Annotated in this window: 20 protein-coding genes; 3 read left to right on the top strand and 17 right to left on the bottom strand. The window is 51.2% G+C overall.

Annotated elements, in window-relative coordinates; genetic code table 11:
- Position 1: 1 nt before the first annotated feature.
- Entirely contained in the window at positions 2-631 is a 630-nt protein-coding gene (gene rplC / locus MUU46_RS12920) for a 50S ribosomal protein L3 (RefSeq protein WP_159762034.1), read from the bottom strand.
- Between the two features lie 32 nt (positions 632-663).
- The gene (gene rpsJ, locus MUU46_RS12915; protein ID WP_001181005.1) at positions 664-975 is read right to left on the bottom strand and encodes a 30S ribosomal protein S10; all 312 of its coding nucleotides are present in this window, start codon (positions 973-975) and stop codon (positions 664-666) included.
- Between the two features lie 375 nt (positions 976-1350).
- On the opposite strand from rpsJ, the gene MUU46_RS12910 reads away from it, so the two are divergent.
- A complete protein-coding gene (locus MUU46_RS12910) occupies positions 1351-1830 on the top strand; it encodes a prepilin peptidase (RefSeq protein WP_159762035.1) in 480 nt (159 codons plus the stop codon).
- On the opposite strand, the gene bfr is transcribed toward MUU46_RS12910, so the two are convergent.
- The 11 genes from bfr to fkpA form a co-directional block, all read right to left on the bottom strand.
- Positions 1814-2290: a bacterioferritin gene (gene bfr / locus MUU46_RS12905; RefSeq protein ID WP_159762036.1), complete on the bottom strand. Its 477-nt coding sequence runs from the start codon at positions 2288-2290 to the stop codon at positions 1814-1816. The two genes, MUU46_RS12910 and bfr, sit on opposite strands and share 17 nt — an antisense overlap.
- A gap of 73 nt (positions 2291-2363) precedes the next feature.
- Entirely contained in the window at positions 2364-2558 is a 195-nt protein-coding gene (gene bfd, locus MUU46_RS12900) for a bacterioferritin-associated ferredoxin (RefSeq protein WP_258965714.1), read from the bottom strand.
- A gap of 183 nt (positions 2559-2741) precedes the next feature.
- Complete coding sequence (gene tuf, locus MUU46_RS12895) at positions 2742-3926, bottom strand: elongation factor Tu (RefSeq protein WP_258965713.1); 1185 nt, start codon at positions 3924-3926, stop codon at positions 2742-2744.
- A 70-nt stretch (positions 3927-3996) separates the two neighbouring features.
- A complete protein-coding gene (gene fusA, locus MUU46_RS12890) occupies positions 3997-6111 on the bottom strand; it encodes an elongation factor G (protein ID WP_159757724.1) in 2115 nt (704 codons plus the stop codon).
- Positions 6112-6204: 93 nt separating this feature from the next.
- Positions 6205-6675 (bottom strand): 30S ribosomal protein S7, encoded by a 471-nt coding sequence (gene rpsG, locus MUU46_RS12885; protein WP_110511749.1) that lies wholly within the window; start codon positions 6673-6675, stop codon positions 6205-6207.
- A 94-nt stretch (positions 6676-6769) separates the two neighbouring features.
- Entirely contained in the window at positions 6770-7144 is a 375-nt protein-coding gene (rpsL, locus tag MUU46_RS12880; protein WP_043956330.1) for a 30S ribosomal protein S12, read from the bottom strand.
- A gap of 122 nt (positions 7145-7266) precedes the next feature.
- The gene (gene tusB / locus MUU46_RS12875) at positions 7267-7554 is read right to left on the bottom strand and encodes a sulfurtransferase complex subunit TusB (protein ID WP_258965712.1); all 288 of its coding nucleotides are present in this window, start codon (positions 7552-7554) and stop codon (positions 7267-7269) included.
- A 7-nt stretch (positions 7555-7561) separates the two neighbouring features.
- Positions 7562-7918 (bottom strand): sulfurtransferase complex subunit TusC, encoded by a 357-nt coding sequence (gene tusC, locus MUU46_RS12870; protein WP_258965711.1) that lies wholly within the window; start codon positions 7916-7918, stop codon positions 7562-7564.
- On the bottom strand, positions 7918-8304 hold the full coding sequence (gene tusD / locus MUU46_RS12865) for a sulfurtransferase complex subunit TusD (protein ID WP_258965710.1): 387 nt from the start codon (positions 8302-8304) through the stop codon (positions 7918-7920). The genes tusC and tusD overlap by 1 nt, the downstream gene beginning before the upstream one ends.
- Positions 8304-9026 (bottom strand): helix-turn-helix transcriptional regulator, encoded by a 723-nt coding sequence (locus MUU46_RS12860; protein ID WP_159757711.1) that lies wholly within the window; start codon positions 9024-9026, stop codon positions 8304-8306. The genes tusD and MUU46_RS12860 overlap by 1 nt, the downstream gene beginning before the upstream one ends.
- A gap of 170 nt (positions 9027-9196) precedes the next feature.
- A complete protein-coding gene (fkpA, locus tag MUU46_RS12855; RefSeq protein WP_258965709.1) occupies positions 9197-10045 on the bottom strand; it encodes an FKBP-type peptidyl-prolyl cis-trans isomerase in 849 nt (282 codons plus the stop codon).
- A 215-nt stretch (positions 10046-10260) separates the two neighbouring features.
- On the opposite strand from fkpA, the gene MUU46_RS12850 reads away from it, so the two are divergent.
- Positions 10261-10479 carry a protein SlyX gene (locus tag MUU46_RS12850; protein WP_159757705.1) on the top strand — a complete coding sequence of 73 codons (219 nt, stop codon included), beginning with the start codon at positions 10261-10263 and terminating at the stop codon, positions 10477-10479.
- 66 nt (positions 10480-10545) lie between these two features.
- On the opposite strand, the gene slyD is transcribed toward MUU46_RS12850, so the two are convergent.
- The 4 genes from slyD to kefG form a co-directional block, all read right to left on the bottom strand.
- On the bottom strand, positions 10546-11148 hold the full coding sequence (gene slyD, locus MUU46_RS12845) for a peptidylprolyl isomerase (protein WP_159757702.1): 603 nt from the start codon (positions 11146-11148) through the stop codon (positions 10546-10548).
- 94 nt (positions 11149-11242) lie between these two features.
- Entirely contained in the window at positions 11243-11443 is a 201-nt protein-coding gene (locus MUU46_RS12840) for a YheV family putative zinc ribbon protein (protein WP_159757699.1), read from the bottom strand.
- A gap of 10 nt (positions 11444-11453) precedes the next feature.
- Complete coding sequence (gene kefB, locus MUU46_RS12835) at positions 11454-13259, bottom strand: glutathione-regulated potassium-efflux system protein KefB (protein WP_159757696.1); 1806 nt, start codon at positions 13257-13259, stop codon at positions 11454-11456.
- A complete protein-coding gene (kefG, locus tag MUU46_RS12830) occupies positions 13259-13810 on the bottom strand; it encodes a glutathione-regulated potassium-efflux system ancillary protein KefG (protein ID WP_185153746.1) in 552 nt (183 codons plus the stop codon). Before kefG ends, kefB begins: the two co-directional genes overlap by 1 nt.
- Positions 13811-13990: 180 nt before the next feature.
- On the opposite strand from kefG, the gene MUU46_RS12825 reads away from it, so the two are divergent.
- Positions 13991-15895 (top strand): ABC transporter ATP-binding protein, encoded by a 1905-nt coding sequence (locus tag MUU46_RS12825; protein ID WP_258965708.1) that lies wholly within the window; start codon positions 13991-13993, stop codon positions 15893-15895.
- The last annotated feature ends 78 nt before the right edge of the window (positions 15896-15973 follow it).

The following is a 15973-nucleotide window of genomic DNA, read 5'->3' as shown; positions in this document are numbered from 1 at the left end:
CTCACGCCTTCACAGCTGGTTTAATGATCAGGTCGCAACCGGTTGCACCCGGGACACCACCTTTAACCAGCAGCAGGTTGCGCTCAGCGTCAACACGTACTACGTCCAGGCTCTGAACAGTCACACGTTCGTTGCCCAGCTGACCTGCCATTTTCTTGCCTTTGAACACTTTGCCCGGAGTCTGGTTCTGACCGATAGAACCCGGAACGCGGTGAGACAAGGAGTTACCGTGAGTAGCGTCCTGGGTACGGAAGTTCCAGCGCTTAACGGTACCGGCGAAACCTTTACCTTTAGAGGTACCGGTTACGTCAACTTTTTTAACTTCAGCAAACAGCTCAACGCTAATGTCCTGACCTACGGTGAACTCTTCGCCTTCAGCGAGGCGGAATTCCCACAGACCACGGCCAGCATCTACGCCAGCTTTAGCGAAGTGACCTGCTTCCGGCTTAGTTACGCGGCTAGCTTTTTTAGCACCGGTAGTAACTTGAACAGCACGGTAGCCGTCGTTAGCCAGGTCTTTAACCTGAGTAACGCGGTTTGCTTCAACTTCGATTACGGTTACTGGGATAGATACGCCATCTTCAGTGAAGATGCGGGTCATACCCACTTTTTTACCGACTAAACCAATCATTGTATCAACCTCTCAATCGCTCGATGACCTGATTAACCCAGGCTGATCTGCACGTCTACACCGGCAGCCAGGTCCAGACGCATCAGAGCATCAACGGTTTTCTCGGTTGGCTCAACGATGTCAACCAGACGCTTGTGAGTGCGAATCTCGTACTGATCACGCGCGTCTTTGTTAACGTGCGGAGAGATCAGAACGGTAAAGCGCTCTTTGCGGGTCGGCAGCGGGATCGGACCGCGTACCTGCGCACCAGTGCGCTTGGCAGTCTCGACGATTTCCGCGGTTGATTGATCAATCAGACGATGATCAAACGCTTTAAGGCGGATACGGATTCTTTGGTTCTGCATGAGACCAGAGCTCCAATTATTTTATAAACGAAATGGCCACTTCTCACACCCATTACGATTGATGGGGGAGCGTAACCGTTCTTGCGTAGTTCCCCAATTGGGAACATTGTCGACAACAAACAACATTGTCGGAGTTCATATCGAACCCGCCGTCAATTTTGACAAGCCCGCGCATTATACGTAAATCTGACCACGACGCAAGCAGTGTTTATAAATACGCCACCTGTAATCTGCGACTTCATGCGCATGCATTTCTGTAATGAGTGCATCGGTAACTCATACTCTGGAAGCGTTCTCGACCTTCTGACTTTCCGTGTTTGTCTCTGAATGGGTTACTGAGAATACTCACGGCTTCTGCACATACAGGTAGAGTCTATGTCGTTCGCCGCCCTCCCCTTCATTGTTATCTACTGCATCGTCACAGGGCTTCTTGCCTGGTATGACTACAGAACCGGCTTGCTTCCGGATCGACTGGTCTGCCCGTTACTCTGGTGTGGAATGCTGTTTTTCGTGGTGATTAAACCCCAGCAACTCCCCTCTTCCGTATTAGGGGCAATAGCGGGCTATTGCAGTCTGGCTGGTCTGCACTGGCTCTATAAGGGTATTCGGCATAAAGAAGGGCTGGGCTATGGTGACGTGAAATTCTTTGCGGCTCTCGGGGCATGGCATGGATGGCAGCAATTACCGGTGCTGATAACAATTGCGACGGGTTCCGCGCTGCTTTTTGTGTGCTTAGAAGCGATTATTGCTCGCTCAAGCCAGGCATTAAAAAACCCGCTGCGGTTTGGCCCATTTCTGAGCGCAGCGGGTGTGCTTATTGGCTTTCAGACGTGGTGGACTACTCTGCCACTTTGATCTGGGATTGTAAGTAATTTTGAATGCCCAACTTACCAATCAGATCGAGTTCTGTCTCAAGCCAGTCGATGTGTCCTTCCTCATCGGCCAGGATTTCAATCATCATATCGCGGCTGACGTAATCATGAACGGTATCAGCATAGGCGATTGCCTCTCGGAGATCTTTAGCGCCCTCAAGTTCAAGCCTGAGGTCAGACTGCAGCATTTCTTCGACATCTTCACCAATGCCAAGCTTGCCGAGATCCTGCAGATTAGGAAGGCCTTCAAGAAATAAAATACGCTCGATATATTTATCGGCGTGTTTCATCTCATCGATGGATTCATGGTATTCGACATCATTGAGGCGCGTCAGGCCCCAGTTTTTGAACATTCTCGCATGGAGAAAGTATTGATTGATTGCGACAAGCTCATTTCCCAATAATTTATTGAGATAACTTATGATTTTAACATCACCTTTCATTATATAGTCCCTCCGCTTCCACTCATAGAAGCGTAGAACGGGCTACAGGGATGTCAAAAAAAAGACCGAAGTCTCAGGCTATCTCTTTTAATTCCGGTATCTGAGTTAATTCGTCCTGCATAATCTCGCGCGCGGCGCGAATGCACTTACCACATTGATTTCCCACGGGAATGAATTTGCGCAGTTGCTGAAAAGATTGCGGATGAAACTGGCGAACAGCCTGACGAATTTTTTTATCGCTTACACCATTACACAAACAAACGTACATGATCGCTCCCGTTCAATTTATGCTCAAAGTGTAAATGAGAATAGTTATGATTACAATAGCACAATTAAGGAACCGGTGCGGGAGTAAGCGGACAAAATGAAAACAACTGTGACAGTGATAAATAACAAATAGCAAAAAGGGCGCCGAAGCGCCCTTTTTTAGTCAAAACTAATTAAGGAATAATTAGCTGATGACTTTAGCAACAACGCCCGCACCTACAGTACGGCCGCCTTCACGGATTGCGAAACGCAGACCGTCATCCATCGCGATTGGGTGGATCAGGGTAACAACCATTTTGATGTTGTCACCTGGCATTACCATCTCAACGCCTTCTGGCAGTTCGATGGTACCGGTCACGTCAGTTGTACGGAAGTAGAACTGTGGACGGTAGCCTTTGAAGAACGGAGTATGACGGCCGCCTTCATCTTTGGACAGGATGTACACTTCAGATTCGAACTTGGTGTGCGGGTTGATTGAACCCGGCTTGGCCAGAACCTGACCACGTTCGATTTCTTCGCGTTTGATACCACGCAGCAGAACACCAACGTTCTCACCAGCACGGCCTTCGTCCAGCAGTTTGCGGAACATTTCAACGCCAGTACAGGTAGTTTTCGCAGTTTCTTTGATACCAACGATTTCTACTTCTTCACCAACTTTAACGATACCGCGCTCTACACGACCGGTAACAACAGTACCACGGCCGGAGATGGAGAATACGTCTTCGATTGGCAGCAGGAATGGCTTGTCGATCGCACGTTCTGGTTCTGGGATGTAAGAATCCAGGTAGCCAGCCAGTTCGACGATTTTAGCTTCCCACTCAGCTTCGCCTTCCAGCGCTTTCAGCGCGGAACCACGAACGATAGGGGTGTCGTCGCCTGGGAAATCGTACTGGGACAGGAGTTCACGAACTTCCATCTCAACCAGTTCCAGCAGCTCTTCATCATCAACCATGTCGCATTTGTTCAGGAACACGATGATGAAAGGAACGCCTACCTGACGACCCAGCAGGATGTGCTCACGAGTCTGTGGCATAGGGCCATCAGTCGCAGCAACAACCAGGATCGCGCCATCCATCTGCGCAGCACCGGTGATCATGTTTTTAACATAGTCGGCGTGGCCTGGGCAGTCTACGTGTGCGTAGTGGCGGCTTGGGGTGTCATATTCAACGTGGGAAGTGTTGATGGTGATACCACGAGCTTTTTCTTCTGGTGCGTTATCGATCTGGTCGAATGCGCGAGCAGAACCGCCGTAGGTCTTAGCCAGTACGGAGGTGATTGCTGCAGTCAGAGTAGTTTTACCATGGTCGACGTGGCCGATAGTACCAACGTTGACGTGCGGTTTTGTACGTTCAAATTTTTCTTTAGACACGGCTATATTCCTTACTATAGTGCTCCCCCCTCAAGGAGAGAGCACGGGACATTAGTTTTAACCTTGCGGCTTATTTGCCACGAGCTTCGATAACGGCCTGAGCAACGTTGTTCGGCGCGTCGTCGTACTTCAGGAACTCCATGGAGTAAGAAGCACGACCTTTGGTCAGAGAACGCAGCTGAGTTGCATATCCGAACATTTCAGACAGCGGAACTTCAGCGTGGATCTGAACGCCAGTAGCGTTAGATTCCTGACCTTTCAGCTGACCACGACGACGGCTAAGGTCACCGATAACATCACCGGTGTTCTCTTCTGGAGTTTCAACTTCAACCTTCATGATAGGCTCAAGCAGAACTGGTTTTGCTTTCTTAAAGCCATCTTTGAAGGCGATAGAAGCAGCCAGTTTAAACGCCAGCTCGGAGGAGTCAACGTCATGGTATGAACCGAAGTGCAGACGCACGCCGAGATCAACAACTGGGTAACCAGCCAGTGGACCAGCTTTCAGCTGCTCCTGGAGGCCTTTATCAACGGCAGGGATGAATTCACCAGGAATTACACCACCTTTGATGTCGTTGACGAACTCGTAACCTTTCGGATTTGAGCCCGGCTCCAGTGGGTACATGTCGATCACAACATGACCGTACTGACCACGACCACCAGACTGCTTGGCGTGTTTACCTTCGATATCGGTAACTTTCGCACGAATCGCTTCGCGGTAAGCAACCTGTGGTTTACCGACGTTCGCTTCAACGTTGAATTCACGCTTCATGCGGTCAACGATGATGTCGAGGTGCAGTTCACCCATACCAGCAATGATAGTCTGGTTGGTTTCTTCATCAGTCCATACACGGAATGATGGATCTTCTTTAGCCAGACGGCCCAGAGCCAGACCCATTTTTTCTTGGTCAGCTTTGGTTTTTGGTTCAACAGCGATCGAAATTACCGGCTCAGGGAATTCCATGCGCTCCAGAATGATCACATTGTCCTGATCACACAGGGTATCACCTGTAGTCACTTCTTTCAGACCGATAGCTGCAGCGATGTCGCCAGCGCGAACTTCTTTGATCTCTTCACGCTTGTTGGCGTGCATCTGTACGATACGGCCCAGACGCTCACGTGCTGATTTCACCGGGTTGAACACGGTATCACCAGAGTTTACTACACCTGAGTAAACGCGGAAGAAGGTCAGGTTACCCACAAACGGGTCAGTTGCGATTTTGAACGCCAGAGCAGCAAACGGCTCATTGTCATCGGAGTGACGAACAGCCGGAGTGTCTTTACCGTCGTCCAGCATACCGTTGATCGCAGTCACATCAGTCGGAGCTGGCAGGTATTCAACAACCGCATCCAGCATCGCCTGTACGCCTTTGTTTTTAAACGCAGAACCACAGGTAACCAGGATAATTTCGTTGTTCAGCACGCGCTTACGCAGAGAAATTTTGATTTCTTCTTCAGTCAGCTCTTCGCCACCAAAGAATTTCTCCATCAGTTCGTCAGAACCTTCAGCAGCGGCTTCAATCAATTTCTGATGCCATTCTTCAGCCAGATCTTGCATATCAGCTGGGATATCTTCGTATTCGAAGGTCACGCCCTGATCAGCTTCGTTCCAGTTGATTGCTTTCATCTTCACCAGGTCAACAACACCGGTGAATTTTTCTTCCGCGCCGATTGCCAGTTGCAGAGGCACCGGAGTTGCGCCCAGACGTTTTTCAATCTGATCAACAACTTTCAGGAAGTTAGCACCCATACGGTCCATTTTGTTAACGAACGCGATACGTGGAACTTTATATTTGTTCGCCTGACGCCATACGGTTTCAGACTGTGGCTGAACACCACCAACAGCACAGTAAACCATTACCGCGCCATCAAGAACACGCATGGAACGTTCAACTTCGATAGTGAAGTCAACGTGGCCCGGGGTGTCAATGATGTTGATGTGGTGTGGTTCGAACTGCTTAGCCATACCTGACCAGAAACAGGTCGTCGCAGCGGACGTGATGGTAATACCACGTTCCTGCTCCTGCTCCATCCAGTCCATGGTAGCTGCACCATCATGAACTTCACCGATTTTGTGGTTTACACCGGTGTAGAACAGAACACGTTCGGTAGTGGTTGTCTTACCGGCGTCGATGTGAGCACTGATACCAATGTTACGGTAACGCTCAATGGGTGTTTTACGAGCCATTTGATTCCTCTATATCCTGAGACGTTCATTTGAGTAACCCAGAGCGAGCAACTTACCTGAAGCGCTCGCCTGGGGACTAACACTCCGAAGGGATTACCAACGGTAGTGAGCGAACGCCTTGTTGGCTTCTGCCATACGGTGAACGTCTTCACGTTTCTTAACTGCAGTACCTTTGTTGTCTGCAGCATCAGTGAGTTCGTTCGCCAGACGCAGGGCCATTGATTTATCACCGCGTTTACGAGCAGCTTCTACGATCCAACGCATTGCCAGGGCATTACGACGAACCGGACGAACTTCAACTGGAACCTGATAAGTAGAACCACCAACGCGGCGAGACTTAACTTCTACAGTCGGGCGCACGTTGTCGAGAGCGACTTCGAAAGCTTCCAGTTCATTTTTTCCAGAACGCTGAGCCAGGGTCTCCAGCGCGCTGTATACGATTGATTCTGCAGTAGATTTTTTACCATCTACCATCAGGATGTTGACAAATTTAGCCAGCAGTTCTGATCCGAACTTAGGATCCGGCAGGATTTTACGCTGACCAATGACGCGACGACGTGGCATGGAAATACTCCGTTGTTAATTCAGGATTGTCCAAAACTCAAAGAGTTTAGTTTGACATTAATATAAAACGTTTGGCCTTACTTAACGGAATCCATTAAGCCTTAGGACGCTTCACACCATACTTGGAACGAGCTTGCTTACGGTCTTTAACACCGGAGCAGTCAAGTGCACCACGAACGGTGTGGTAACGAACACCCGGAAGGTCTTTTACACGACCGCCACGGATCAGGATCACGGAGTGTTCCTGCAGGTTGTGACCTTCACCGCCGATGTAGGAGGTGACTTCGAAACCGTTAGTCAGACGCACACGGCAAACTTTACGCAGTGCGGAGTTAGGTTTCTTAGGAGTGGTGGTATATACACGGGTACATACGCCACGTTTCTGCGGGCAGGCTTCCAGCGCAGGCACGTTGCTTTTAGCAACTTTGCGAGTGCGTGGTTTGCGAACCAGCTGATTTACTGTTGCCATTAAATAGCTCCTGGTTTTAGCTTTTGCTTCGTAAACACGTAATAAATCGCCTCATATAATATGAGGACGCGAAATTTTAGGGCCACGCCGAAAAGGTGTCAAGAAATATACAACGATCTCTGTTACCAGGTGAGTTGTCCGGCATGTTGGATCGTGAGTCTGACGAAGTCATTATAGCTAACCCTGACGACGTCGCTCAAAATTTGACCGGTGAGACCGCGGGCCTCAATGTCCTCTTCTAGCGCATACAGAGTTATGGGGGCGGCGGTGAGAATATCAAGGAAGCGGCTACCGTCCAGGGCAGCAATGACGCCGTCTGACAGTAGCAGCAGGTCATCGCCCGGGCTGACTAAACGAAGCTGGGCGCTGATATCATGTTGCCAGGGAGAGTGGCTAAGGGTATGCAGCATCGTTACCTCAGAATCGCAAAATCACATCGTAATCATCGAGCCGTTGACGGAGCAAATCGGGCTCCAAAATATCTGACTCAATAATAAAAGAAGATTCACTCAAACCACGTTCGCGCAGTGAAGCAGCGCATAGCCAACAGTTTTCGATATCATAGAGCGACATCAGCTTGAACGTGGGAATGTAGTCGCGAGCCAGAATGTTTGCAGGATGTTGGTTGCTGAGAAGCTGGAACACACCGTCACCGACAAAAAAGACGCCAATGTCTTCTGTCAGCGCCGAAGTCGCCAGCAGCGCATCAAGCCCTTCCCTTCCGGCACTGCTACCGTGCGGGGCGGTCATAAAGACATAGGCTACGCGTTTCATCAGAATTGCACCATTCGATCGCAGGTCAGGGAGGCTTCTGCCAGCGCACCCAGCCCACTTAACGTGAAGCCAGGCTGCAGATTGAAAGCAGTCAAACCAAGCTGTTTAGCTTCGGTTTCATCAGTCACTCCCCGACGTAACGCCGCGGCAACACAGATATGCAGCGCCACACCATACTTCTGATGCAAAGACTGCCAGGCCCGTACCACATCGAACTCATCATTTGCCGGCGCGGTAAACTGATTGGCGTTGTAAACCCCTTCACGATAGAAAAACACGCTCACAAGTTCATGCCCTTCAGCTAACACTGCATTCGCAAACTGCCATGCACTGCTGGACTGTTGAGTGCCGTAGGCAGGGCCCGTCACCATCAGGGCAAAACGCATTACTTATCTTGCCCCTGGAAATCGCCACTTTTGAACTGGCGGATGTAGAGATAGACAGTGTGTTTGGAGATATTCAAACGATCGGCGACCTGATTGATAGCATCTTTGATATCGAAGATCCCTTTCTCATAAAGATTAAGCACGATCTGGCGATTTTTTGCGTTGTTAGAAACGTTGCGATCGGCGTTGACCTCTTCGATGGTGAATTCCAGCGTCTGAGTCACGAGGTCTTCCACAGAGGAAGCAAAGTTCACCTGGGAGTTTACTTCCGGGACTTCCGGCGGAATAAAGGTGCCCATGATTTGCGAGAACGGGACATCAAGGTTCATGTTGATACACAGCAGCCCAATCACACGCTGTTCACGATTACGGATAGCGATAGTGACAGACTTCATCAGTACGCCGCTTTTCGCGCGAGTGAAATAGCATTTGGATACGCTACTGTCCGCACCGGTCATGTCATGAAGCATGCGCAGCGCTAAATCAGTAATAGGAGAGCCGATTTTACGGCCGGTGTGTTCACCGTTGGCAATACGGATGGCGGAACATTTGAGATCCTGCAAAGAGTGAAGCACGATTTCGCAATGAGAGCCAATGAGCATCGCTAACCCGTCCACAACCGCTTCGTAAGATTTCAGAATATCAAAATCGGTCTGGTCGAAAGGACGTTGATCCAGTAAATCAAGCTCACTGGTTTCGTTGGTTAAAAGCGACCTGGACATGAAAAAAAGCACTCCTTTTCAGGAGCCTGTCGTTAGTTGTCAGGGCAGGCTCATTATCATCATCAAAATTGAGGCATCTAAAGTAATACGCACACTTGGCGCTTTCCAGTCTTAATTATATTGCGCCCAATAAAAAACCGCCGCCCTTTCGGACGGCGGCTTTCAAACACTTATTTCTTACTGGTGTCAGCTGCAGCTTTGTCGTCTGCGGCAGCAGCCGGAGCGGCTTCTGCTTTCGGTGCTGGTTTGATGTCAAGCAGCTCAACATCGAAGACCAGAGTGGAGTTAGCCGGAATACCCGGAACGCCAGTTTTGCCGTAAGCCAGATCCGGTGGAATGACCAGCTTGATCTTGCCGCCTTTCTTGATGTTTTTCAGGCCTTCAGTCCAGCCAGGGATAACACCGTCCAGACGGAATGACAGCGGTTCGCCACGGGTGTAAGAGTTGTCAAATTCTTTACCATCGATAAGCGTACCTTTGTAGTTCACCACTACGGTGTCGCTGTCTTTCGGCGCGTCGCCGGTCCCTGCTTTCTCGACTTTATACATCAGACCCGTAGAAGAGGTTTTCACGCCTTTTTCTTTGGAGAAGGTGTCGCGGAAGGTTTTGCCTTTCGCTTCGTTATCAGTCGCGTCTTTTTCCATTTTCTGCTGTGCAGACGTTTTTACGCGAGTCTCGAAAGTCTGCAGAGTCTGCTCGATTTCCTGATCAGACAGCTTGCTCTTATCTGCAAACGCATCCTGAACACCCGCGATCAGCTGAGCTTTATCCAGTTTGATGCCCAGTTTTTCCTGTTCTTTCAGAGAATTTTCCATGTAACGACCGAGCGATGCACCCAGTGCATAAGCGGATTGCTGGTCGTCGTTTTTGAATGCAGCGTTGAGGCTAGCCGGTGCGGCTTTAGCGGAGTCAGCAGCTGGAGCTGTTTTTGCAGCAGCATCTGCGGCAAAAGTCAGCGGTGCATTCAGGGCAACGGCCATCGTTGTCGCCAGAAGCGTTACTTTAAACAGTGATTTCATCCATTTCTCCAGGGCCGGGGCATCTCACCCCAGGGTTTATTAAATGAGTAGCGTACTATAAATCGTTGTCGAACAAATCAACATACGAACGCTCTGTAATCTCGAATCTTTTCAGACTATTTTTGTGTAAATAAGTTTCGTTAGACTCGTTATGTGGCTGCACGTGCAGGAAAAGTCCAGTAGAATCCGCCGCAGAATGACATATGAGGTGAATCATGAGCGAGATAACATTAGAAGCGCGTCTGGCAGAACTTGAGAGCCGACTGGCGTTTCAGGAAATCACCATTGAAGACCTCAACCAGACGGTGACCTCCCACGAAATGGAAATGGCCAAAATGCGTGACAACATGCGCCTGATGGTCGAAAAACTGAAATCGAGCCAGCCGTCACACATGGCTGCACAGTCAGAAGAAACCCCGCCGCCACATTACTGATATAAAATATCGGATGAAAAAAAAGCGTGCCATGCACGCTTTTTTATTATCACCCTAAGTGGATGATCAATGGCAACCGCAGCCGCCGTTACCGCCACAACCACCTTTACCATGTTCATGGTCGCCGTGATCGTGACCGCCGTGATCGTGACCGTGGCCGCCGCAGCAACCGCCTTCATGGTCGTGATCGTGGTGATGGTCGTTTGCACCGTGAACGTGGCCATGAGCAAGTTCTTCTTCAGTTGCTTCACGCAACGCAATGACTTCAACATGGAATTTCAGGTTCTGGCCAGCCAGCATATGGTTACCGTCGACAACGACATGGTCGTCTTCAACTTCGGTGATTTCAACCGGAACTGGCCCTTGGTCTGTTTCAGCCAGGAAACGCATACCAACCTGCAGCTCTTCAACGCCCATGAAGACGTCTTTCGGCACGCGCTGCACCAGGTTTTCATCATACTGACCGTAAGCGTCGTTCGCGCCAACTTCAACGTCAAACTTATCGCCTACTTCGTGATCTTCCAGCGCTTTTTCCAGGCCAGAGATCAGGGAACCGTGACCATGCAGGTAGTCGAGCGGCGCACTTACCGGAGACTCATCAACCAATACACCGTCTTCTGTACGTACCTGATAGGCCAGGCTAACCACCAGGTCTTTTGCTACTTTCATGATATCTCCTGAGCAGGGGAAGAATAGTGGCGCAGATTGTAGCGGAATTCTGCACCCGTGTACCCCTTAGCTTAAAAAAAGACAGCGGAGATCGCTACTCTGGATGAAAAATACCAATCACCTGTTCGTCTTTGCGAACGTGCTCGCGCGCTTGCTTATCCGCCTCTCGCATTTGATGACCACACTTAACACATTCAACAATATCGACATTGTTTTCGCGCCAGATTGCCATTGAATCCTGCGCCTGACATGCCGGACATTTTGCTCCAGCGATAAAACGTTTACGGACTGCCATTTTTCACCTTCTATTCAAATTCGTCCCAGCCATCCAGCTGACGTCGTTCCTGCTGCATTTCACGTTGGAAAATCTCTTCCAGCTCGCGCCGGGCTTCCCGCACGCGGGAAATTTGCTGGATATCGCTATGGACCGGCATCAGTTCGCGCAGCATGCGCATATCCAGACGTCGGAAGTGAAGCTGCGCACGATGCGCCTGATGCGGATGCATCCCGAGTGTAATAAGCGCTTTACGCCCCAGTTCCAGCGCACTGGAAAACGTCTCACGGGAGAACTGTTTCACGCCCGCCTGTAAAAGTTCATGCGCTTCCACACGACCACGAGCACGAGCCAAAATATGCAGATGAGGGAAGTACTGCTGGCAAATTTCCACCAACTTCATCGTGTCTTCAGGTCCGTTACAGGTGATAACGATAGACTCTGCCTCTTCCGCGCCTGCCGAACGCAGAAGCTCAATCTGAGTGGCATCGCCGTAATACACTTTATACCCGTATTTGCGCATCAGATTAACCGCGCTGATGTCGCGCTCCAGCACGGTGATTCGCATCTTATTAGCCATCAACAAACGGCCAATAACCTGACCAAAACGGCCAAAGCCAACCACAATTACCTGCGGTTTATCATCTTCCACCCACGGCGTTTCGTCTTCTTCTTCCGGGCTATTGATGCGGCGAAAAAGCAACTTATCGACGATTTTCATCAGCAGCGGCGTGGTCATCATCGACATCGTTACCGTCACCAATAGCAGTGCCATCTGGTCATGCTGAAATAGCCGCTGCGACGATGCGGCAGAGAACAGCACAAAGGCAAACTCCCCGCCCTGACTCAGCACCACAGCAAACTGCATGCGCTCGGAACTGCGCAGGCCGTAAATCCGAGCCAGCGCGTAAAGCACCAGTGACTTTACCGCCACCAGCACAATCACACCTACCAGCACCAACAAGATATGGGTATATAAAATCCCAATATTCAACGCCATGCCGACGGAGATAAAGAACAGTCCCAGCAGTAAACCCTTGAACGGCTCAATGGCGATTTCCAGCTCGTGACGGTATTCACTTTCCGCCAGCAGAACACCCGCGAGAAACGTGCCAAGTGCCATCGACAGACCCAGGGCATCCATAAACAAGGCCGAGCCGAGCACCAGCAGTAGCGTAGCCGCGGTAAACACTTCACGCACGCCGGAGCCTGCGATATAGCGGAACACCGGCCGCAGCAAATACCGCCCGCCAATTAACACGCCGACAAACGCCAGCACCTTCATGCCGATTTTGATCCAGTCCGGATGTTCATCCCCGGCACCCGCCAACAGCGGCACCAGCGCCAACGCGGGGATCACCGCTAAGTCCTGGAAAAGCAGCACCGAAAAGCCCAGTTGGCCAGCCTCGTTGCGGTTCATACCTTTTTCGCGCATTAGCTGCAACGCCATCGCCGTCGAAGACATCGCCAGCCCGATCCCACCGATCACCGCCGCCTGCCAGGAGAAGTTGGTCAGCATCAGCAAGCCGGTGAGGATCGCCGCACTCAAAAGAACCTGCGCCGCGCCCACGCCAAAAATGGATTGTCGCAGCTGCCAGAGCTTAGACGGATTCAGCTCCAGCCCAATGATGAACATCAGGAACACCACGCCGAGTTCGGAGAAGTGCAGTATTTCATCCACATCGCTGATGAAACCCAGACCCCACGGCCCGATAGCAATCCCCGCTAACAGATAGCCCAGGACCGGACCAATACCTAAACGCGAGGCCAGGGGCACCGCGGCAACTGCGGCGAACAGGAACAGCACGCCCGCCAGCAGTAAATCCGTTCCTTCCATTAGCGGCCTCCCGGAGTGACAGGATTCGCCAGCCAGTCACCGTAAGCTCTGGCATGGCTCGCCAATGCTTCCGGTGGCTGCCGACGCGCCCAGTAAACAATAATCGGATTCATCCAGTGCATACGACACATCGCGGCCGTCAGCTCAAAAGGGCGCAAAACGTCGCTCATCGAATAGCGATTGAGGGAGTCGTGGCGATACGCACTTTCCGGTTCGCCGGTGGTTATCACGCTACGCCAGTACTTTCCCGCCAGTTGATTCCCCCCAGGGCCGCTGGCGAAACCGCGGCTAAGAACGCGATCAAGCCACTCTTTCAACAGAGCCGGACAGCTATAGGTATAAAGCGGATGCTGGAACACGATAACGTCATGCTCCTGGAGCAGCTTTTGCTCGCGCGGTATGTCGATAAAAAAATCAGGATAGTGCGAGTACAAATCATGTACGGTCACGTTTTCAAGCTGTTGAGCCGGCTTAAGCAAAACCCGGTTGGCCACCGAGTCCTGAGATTCCGGATGGGCATACAGCAGCAAAACTTTTGCTGTCTCTGACATCATTCCCCTCCCGGTCAATGAGCAGACAGGCCATTTCGCATCCCTTGTTCATAGATGCGCCTGAATGCTTTTGTCTATCGTTGTTGTTTTGGGCTACCATTGCCGCCCGGTGTAGCGTTGGGTTCACCACACTACATTATCATAATGACAATTTAACATAGTCTGAACATACGGCGCCTTATGATTGTTTTCTCCTCGTTACAAATTCGTCGCGGCGTGCGTGTCCTGCTGGATAACGCCACAGCCATTATTAACCCTGGGCAAAAAGTGGGTCTGGTGGGTAAAAACGGCTGCGGCAAATCCACGCTGCTGTCGCTGCTAAAAAACGAGATCAGCGCCGATGGCGGCAGTTTCACCTATCCGGGAAACTGGCAGCTAGCGTGGGTGAATCAGGAAACCCCTGCCCTCCCTCAGCCTGCTCTCGACTATGTGATTGATGGCGACCGCGAATATCGTCAACTTGAAGCCGAACTGAATGCAGCCAACGAGCGCAACGACGGTCACGCCATCGCCACCGTACACGGCAAACTGGACGCCATTGATGCGTGGACTATTCGCTCCCGCGCCTCCAGCCTGCTACACGGTCTGGGCTTCAGCAATGAACAGCTTGAGCGTCCAACCAGCTCCTTCTCCGGCGGCTGGCGTATGCGCCTCAACCTGGCGCAGGCGCTGATATGTCGTTCTGACCTGCTGCTGCTCGATGAACCAACTAACCACCTTGATCTCGACGCTGTAATCTGGCTGGAAAAATGGCTGAAAAGCTATCAGGGCACGCTAATCCTGATTTCCCATGACCGCGATTTCCTCGACCCGGTGGTCAGCAAAATTATTCACATCGAACAACAGGCGATGTTTGAGTACACCGGCAACTACTCCTCGTTTGAGATCCAGCGTGCAACCCGCCTGTCTCAGCAGCAGTCTATGTACGAAAGCCAACAGCAAAAAGTAGCGCACCTGCAGAGCTTTATTGATCGCTTTAAGGCGAAAGCATCTAAAGCTAAACAGGCGCAAAGCCGCGTGAAGATGCTGGAACGCATGGAGCTGATTGCTCCGGCGCACGTAGATAACCCATTCCAGTTCAGCTTCCGCGAACCGGAAAGCCTGCCAAATCCATTACTGAAGATGGAAAAAGTCAGCGCGGGCTACGGCGATCGCACCATTCTGGATTCGATTAAACTCAATCTCGTACCCGGCTCGCGCATTGGCCTGTTGGGTCGCAACGGCGCGGGTAAATCAACGCTGATTAAACTTCTGGCCGGTGAGCTGGAAGCCCAGAGCGGTGAGATGGGTCTGGCGAAGGGTATTAAACTCGGCTACTTTGCCCAGCATCAGCTGGAGTTTTTACGCGCCGACGAATCGCCGCTGCAGCATCTGGTGCGTCTGGCGCCGCACGTGCTGGAACAACAGCTGCGCGATTATCTCGGCGGTTTTGGTTTCCAGGGAGATAAAGTCAGCGAAGAAACGCGTCGCTTCTCCGGCGGTGAAAAAGCACGTCTGGTGCTGGCACTGGTCGTCTGGCAGCGCCCGAACCTGCTGCTGCTCGATGAACCGACTAACCACCTGGATCTCGACATGCGTCAGGCGCTGACCGAAGCGCTGATTGAATTCGAAGGCGCGCTGGTTGTGGTCTCGCACGACCGTCACCTGCTGCGCTCCACCACTGACGATCTGTATCTGGTTCACGATGCGAAAGTGGAACCTTTCGATGGCGACCTGGAAGATTATCAGCAATGGCTGAGCGATGTTCAGAAGCAGGAAAGTCAGAATGACGACGCGCCAAAAGACAACACCAATAGCGCTCAGGCACGTAAAGATCAGAAACGTCGTGATGCAGAGCTGCGCACCCTGACGCAGCCGCTGCGTAAAGAGATTACCCGTCTGGAAAAAGAGATGGAAAAGCTCAATACCCGGCTTGCGGCCGCAGAAGAAAAACTCAGCGACAGCGGGCTGTACGACCAAACACGAAAAGCGGAACTCACCGAATGTCTGCAACAGCAGGCCACGGCGAAATCAGGGCTGGAAGAGTGTGAAATGGCGTGGCTGGATGCGCACGAACAGCTGGAACAGATGCTTCAGGAAGAGTGATTTAACTCATCGAAAGCGCACAGCGGCTCATTTTCATAAACACATATCCGTCATAACGGTGTTATGACGGTATAGTAG

This window comes from Scandinavium tedordense (assembly GCF_024764965.1).
Taxonomy (GTDB): domain Bacteria; phylum Pseudomonadota; class Gammaproteobacteria; order Enterobacterales; family Enterobacteriaceae; genus Scandinavium; species Scandinavium tedordense.
Note: the sequence above shows the minus strand (reverse complement) of the source record. Positions and strands in the feature narration are given on the sequence as shown.

Coding starts and splice junctions, on each gene's coding strand:
- MUU46_RS12910 (WP_159762035.1), top strand. CDS start 1,351: ATGTCGTTCGCCGCCCTCCCCTTCATTGTTATCTACTGCATCGTCACA.
- rplC (WP_159762034.1), bottom strand. CDS start 631: ATGATTGGTTTAGTCGGTAAAAAAGTGGGTATGACCCGCATCTTCACT.
- bfd (WP_258965714.1), bottom strand. CDS start 2,558: ATGTACGTTTGTTTGTGTAATGGTGTAAGCGATAAAAAAATTCGTCAG.
- tusD (WP_258965710.1), bottom strand. CDS start 8,304: ATGCGTTTTGCCCTGATGGTGACGGGCCCTGCCTACGGCACTCAACAG.
- fusA (WP_159757724.1), bottom strand. CDS start 6,111: ATGGCTCGTAAAACACCCATTGAGCGTTACCGTAACATTGGTATCAGT.
- kefB (WP_159757696.1), bottom strand. CDS start 13,259: ATGGAAGGAACGGATTTACTGCTGGCGGGCGTGCTGTTCCTGTTCGCC.
- rpsL (WP_043956330.1), bottom strand. CDS start 7,144: ATGGCAACAGTAAATCAGCTGGTTCGCAAACCACGCACTCGCAAAGTT.
- MUU46_RS12850 (WP_159757705.1), top strand. CDS start 10,261: ATGAGCGAGATAACATTAGAAGCGCGTCTGGCAGAACTTGAGAGCCGA.
- fkpA (WP_258965709.1), bottom strand. CDS start 10,045: ATGAAATCACTGTTTAAAGTAACGCTTCTGGCGACAACGATGGCCGTT.
- rpsJ (WP_001181005.1), bottom strand. CDS start 975: ATGCAGAACCAAAGAATCCGTATCCGCCTTAAAGCGTTTGATCATCGT.
- slyD (WP_159757702.1), bottom strand. CDS start 11,148: ATGAAAGTAGCAAAAGACCTGGTGGTTAGCCTGGCCTATCAGGTACGT.
- kefG (WP_185153746.1), bottom strand. CDS start 13,810: ATGTCAGAGACAGCAAAAGTTTTGCTGCTGTATGCCCATCCGGAATCT.
- MUU46_RS12840 (WP_159757699.1), bottom strand. CDS start 11,443: ATGGCAGTCCGTAAACGTTTTATCGCTGGAGCAAAATGTCCGGCATGT.
- MUU46_RS12825 (WP_258965708.1), top strand. CDS start 13,991: ATGATTGTTTTCTCCTCGTTACAAATTCGTCGCGGCGTGCGTGTCCTG.
- bfr (WP_159762036.1), bottom strand. CDS start 2,290: ATGAAAGGTGATGTTAAAATCATAAGTTATCTCAATAAATTATTGGGA.
- rpsG (WP_110511749.1), bottom strand. CDS start 6,675: ATGCCACGTCGTCGCGTCATTGGTCAGCGTAAAATCCTGCCGGATCCT.
- tusB (WP_258965712.1), bottom strand. CDS start 7,554: ATGCTGCATACCCTTAGCCACTCTCCCTGGCAACATGATATCAGCGCC.
- MUU46_RS12860 (WP_159757711.1), bottom strand. CDS start 9,026: ATGTCCAGGTCGCTTTTAACCAACGAAACCAGTGAGCTTGATTTACTG.
- tusC (WP_258965711.1), bottom strand. CDS start 7,918: ATGAAACGCGTAGCCTATGTCTTTATGACCGCCCCGCACGGTAGCAGT.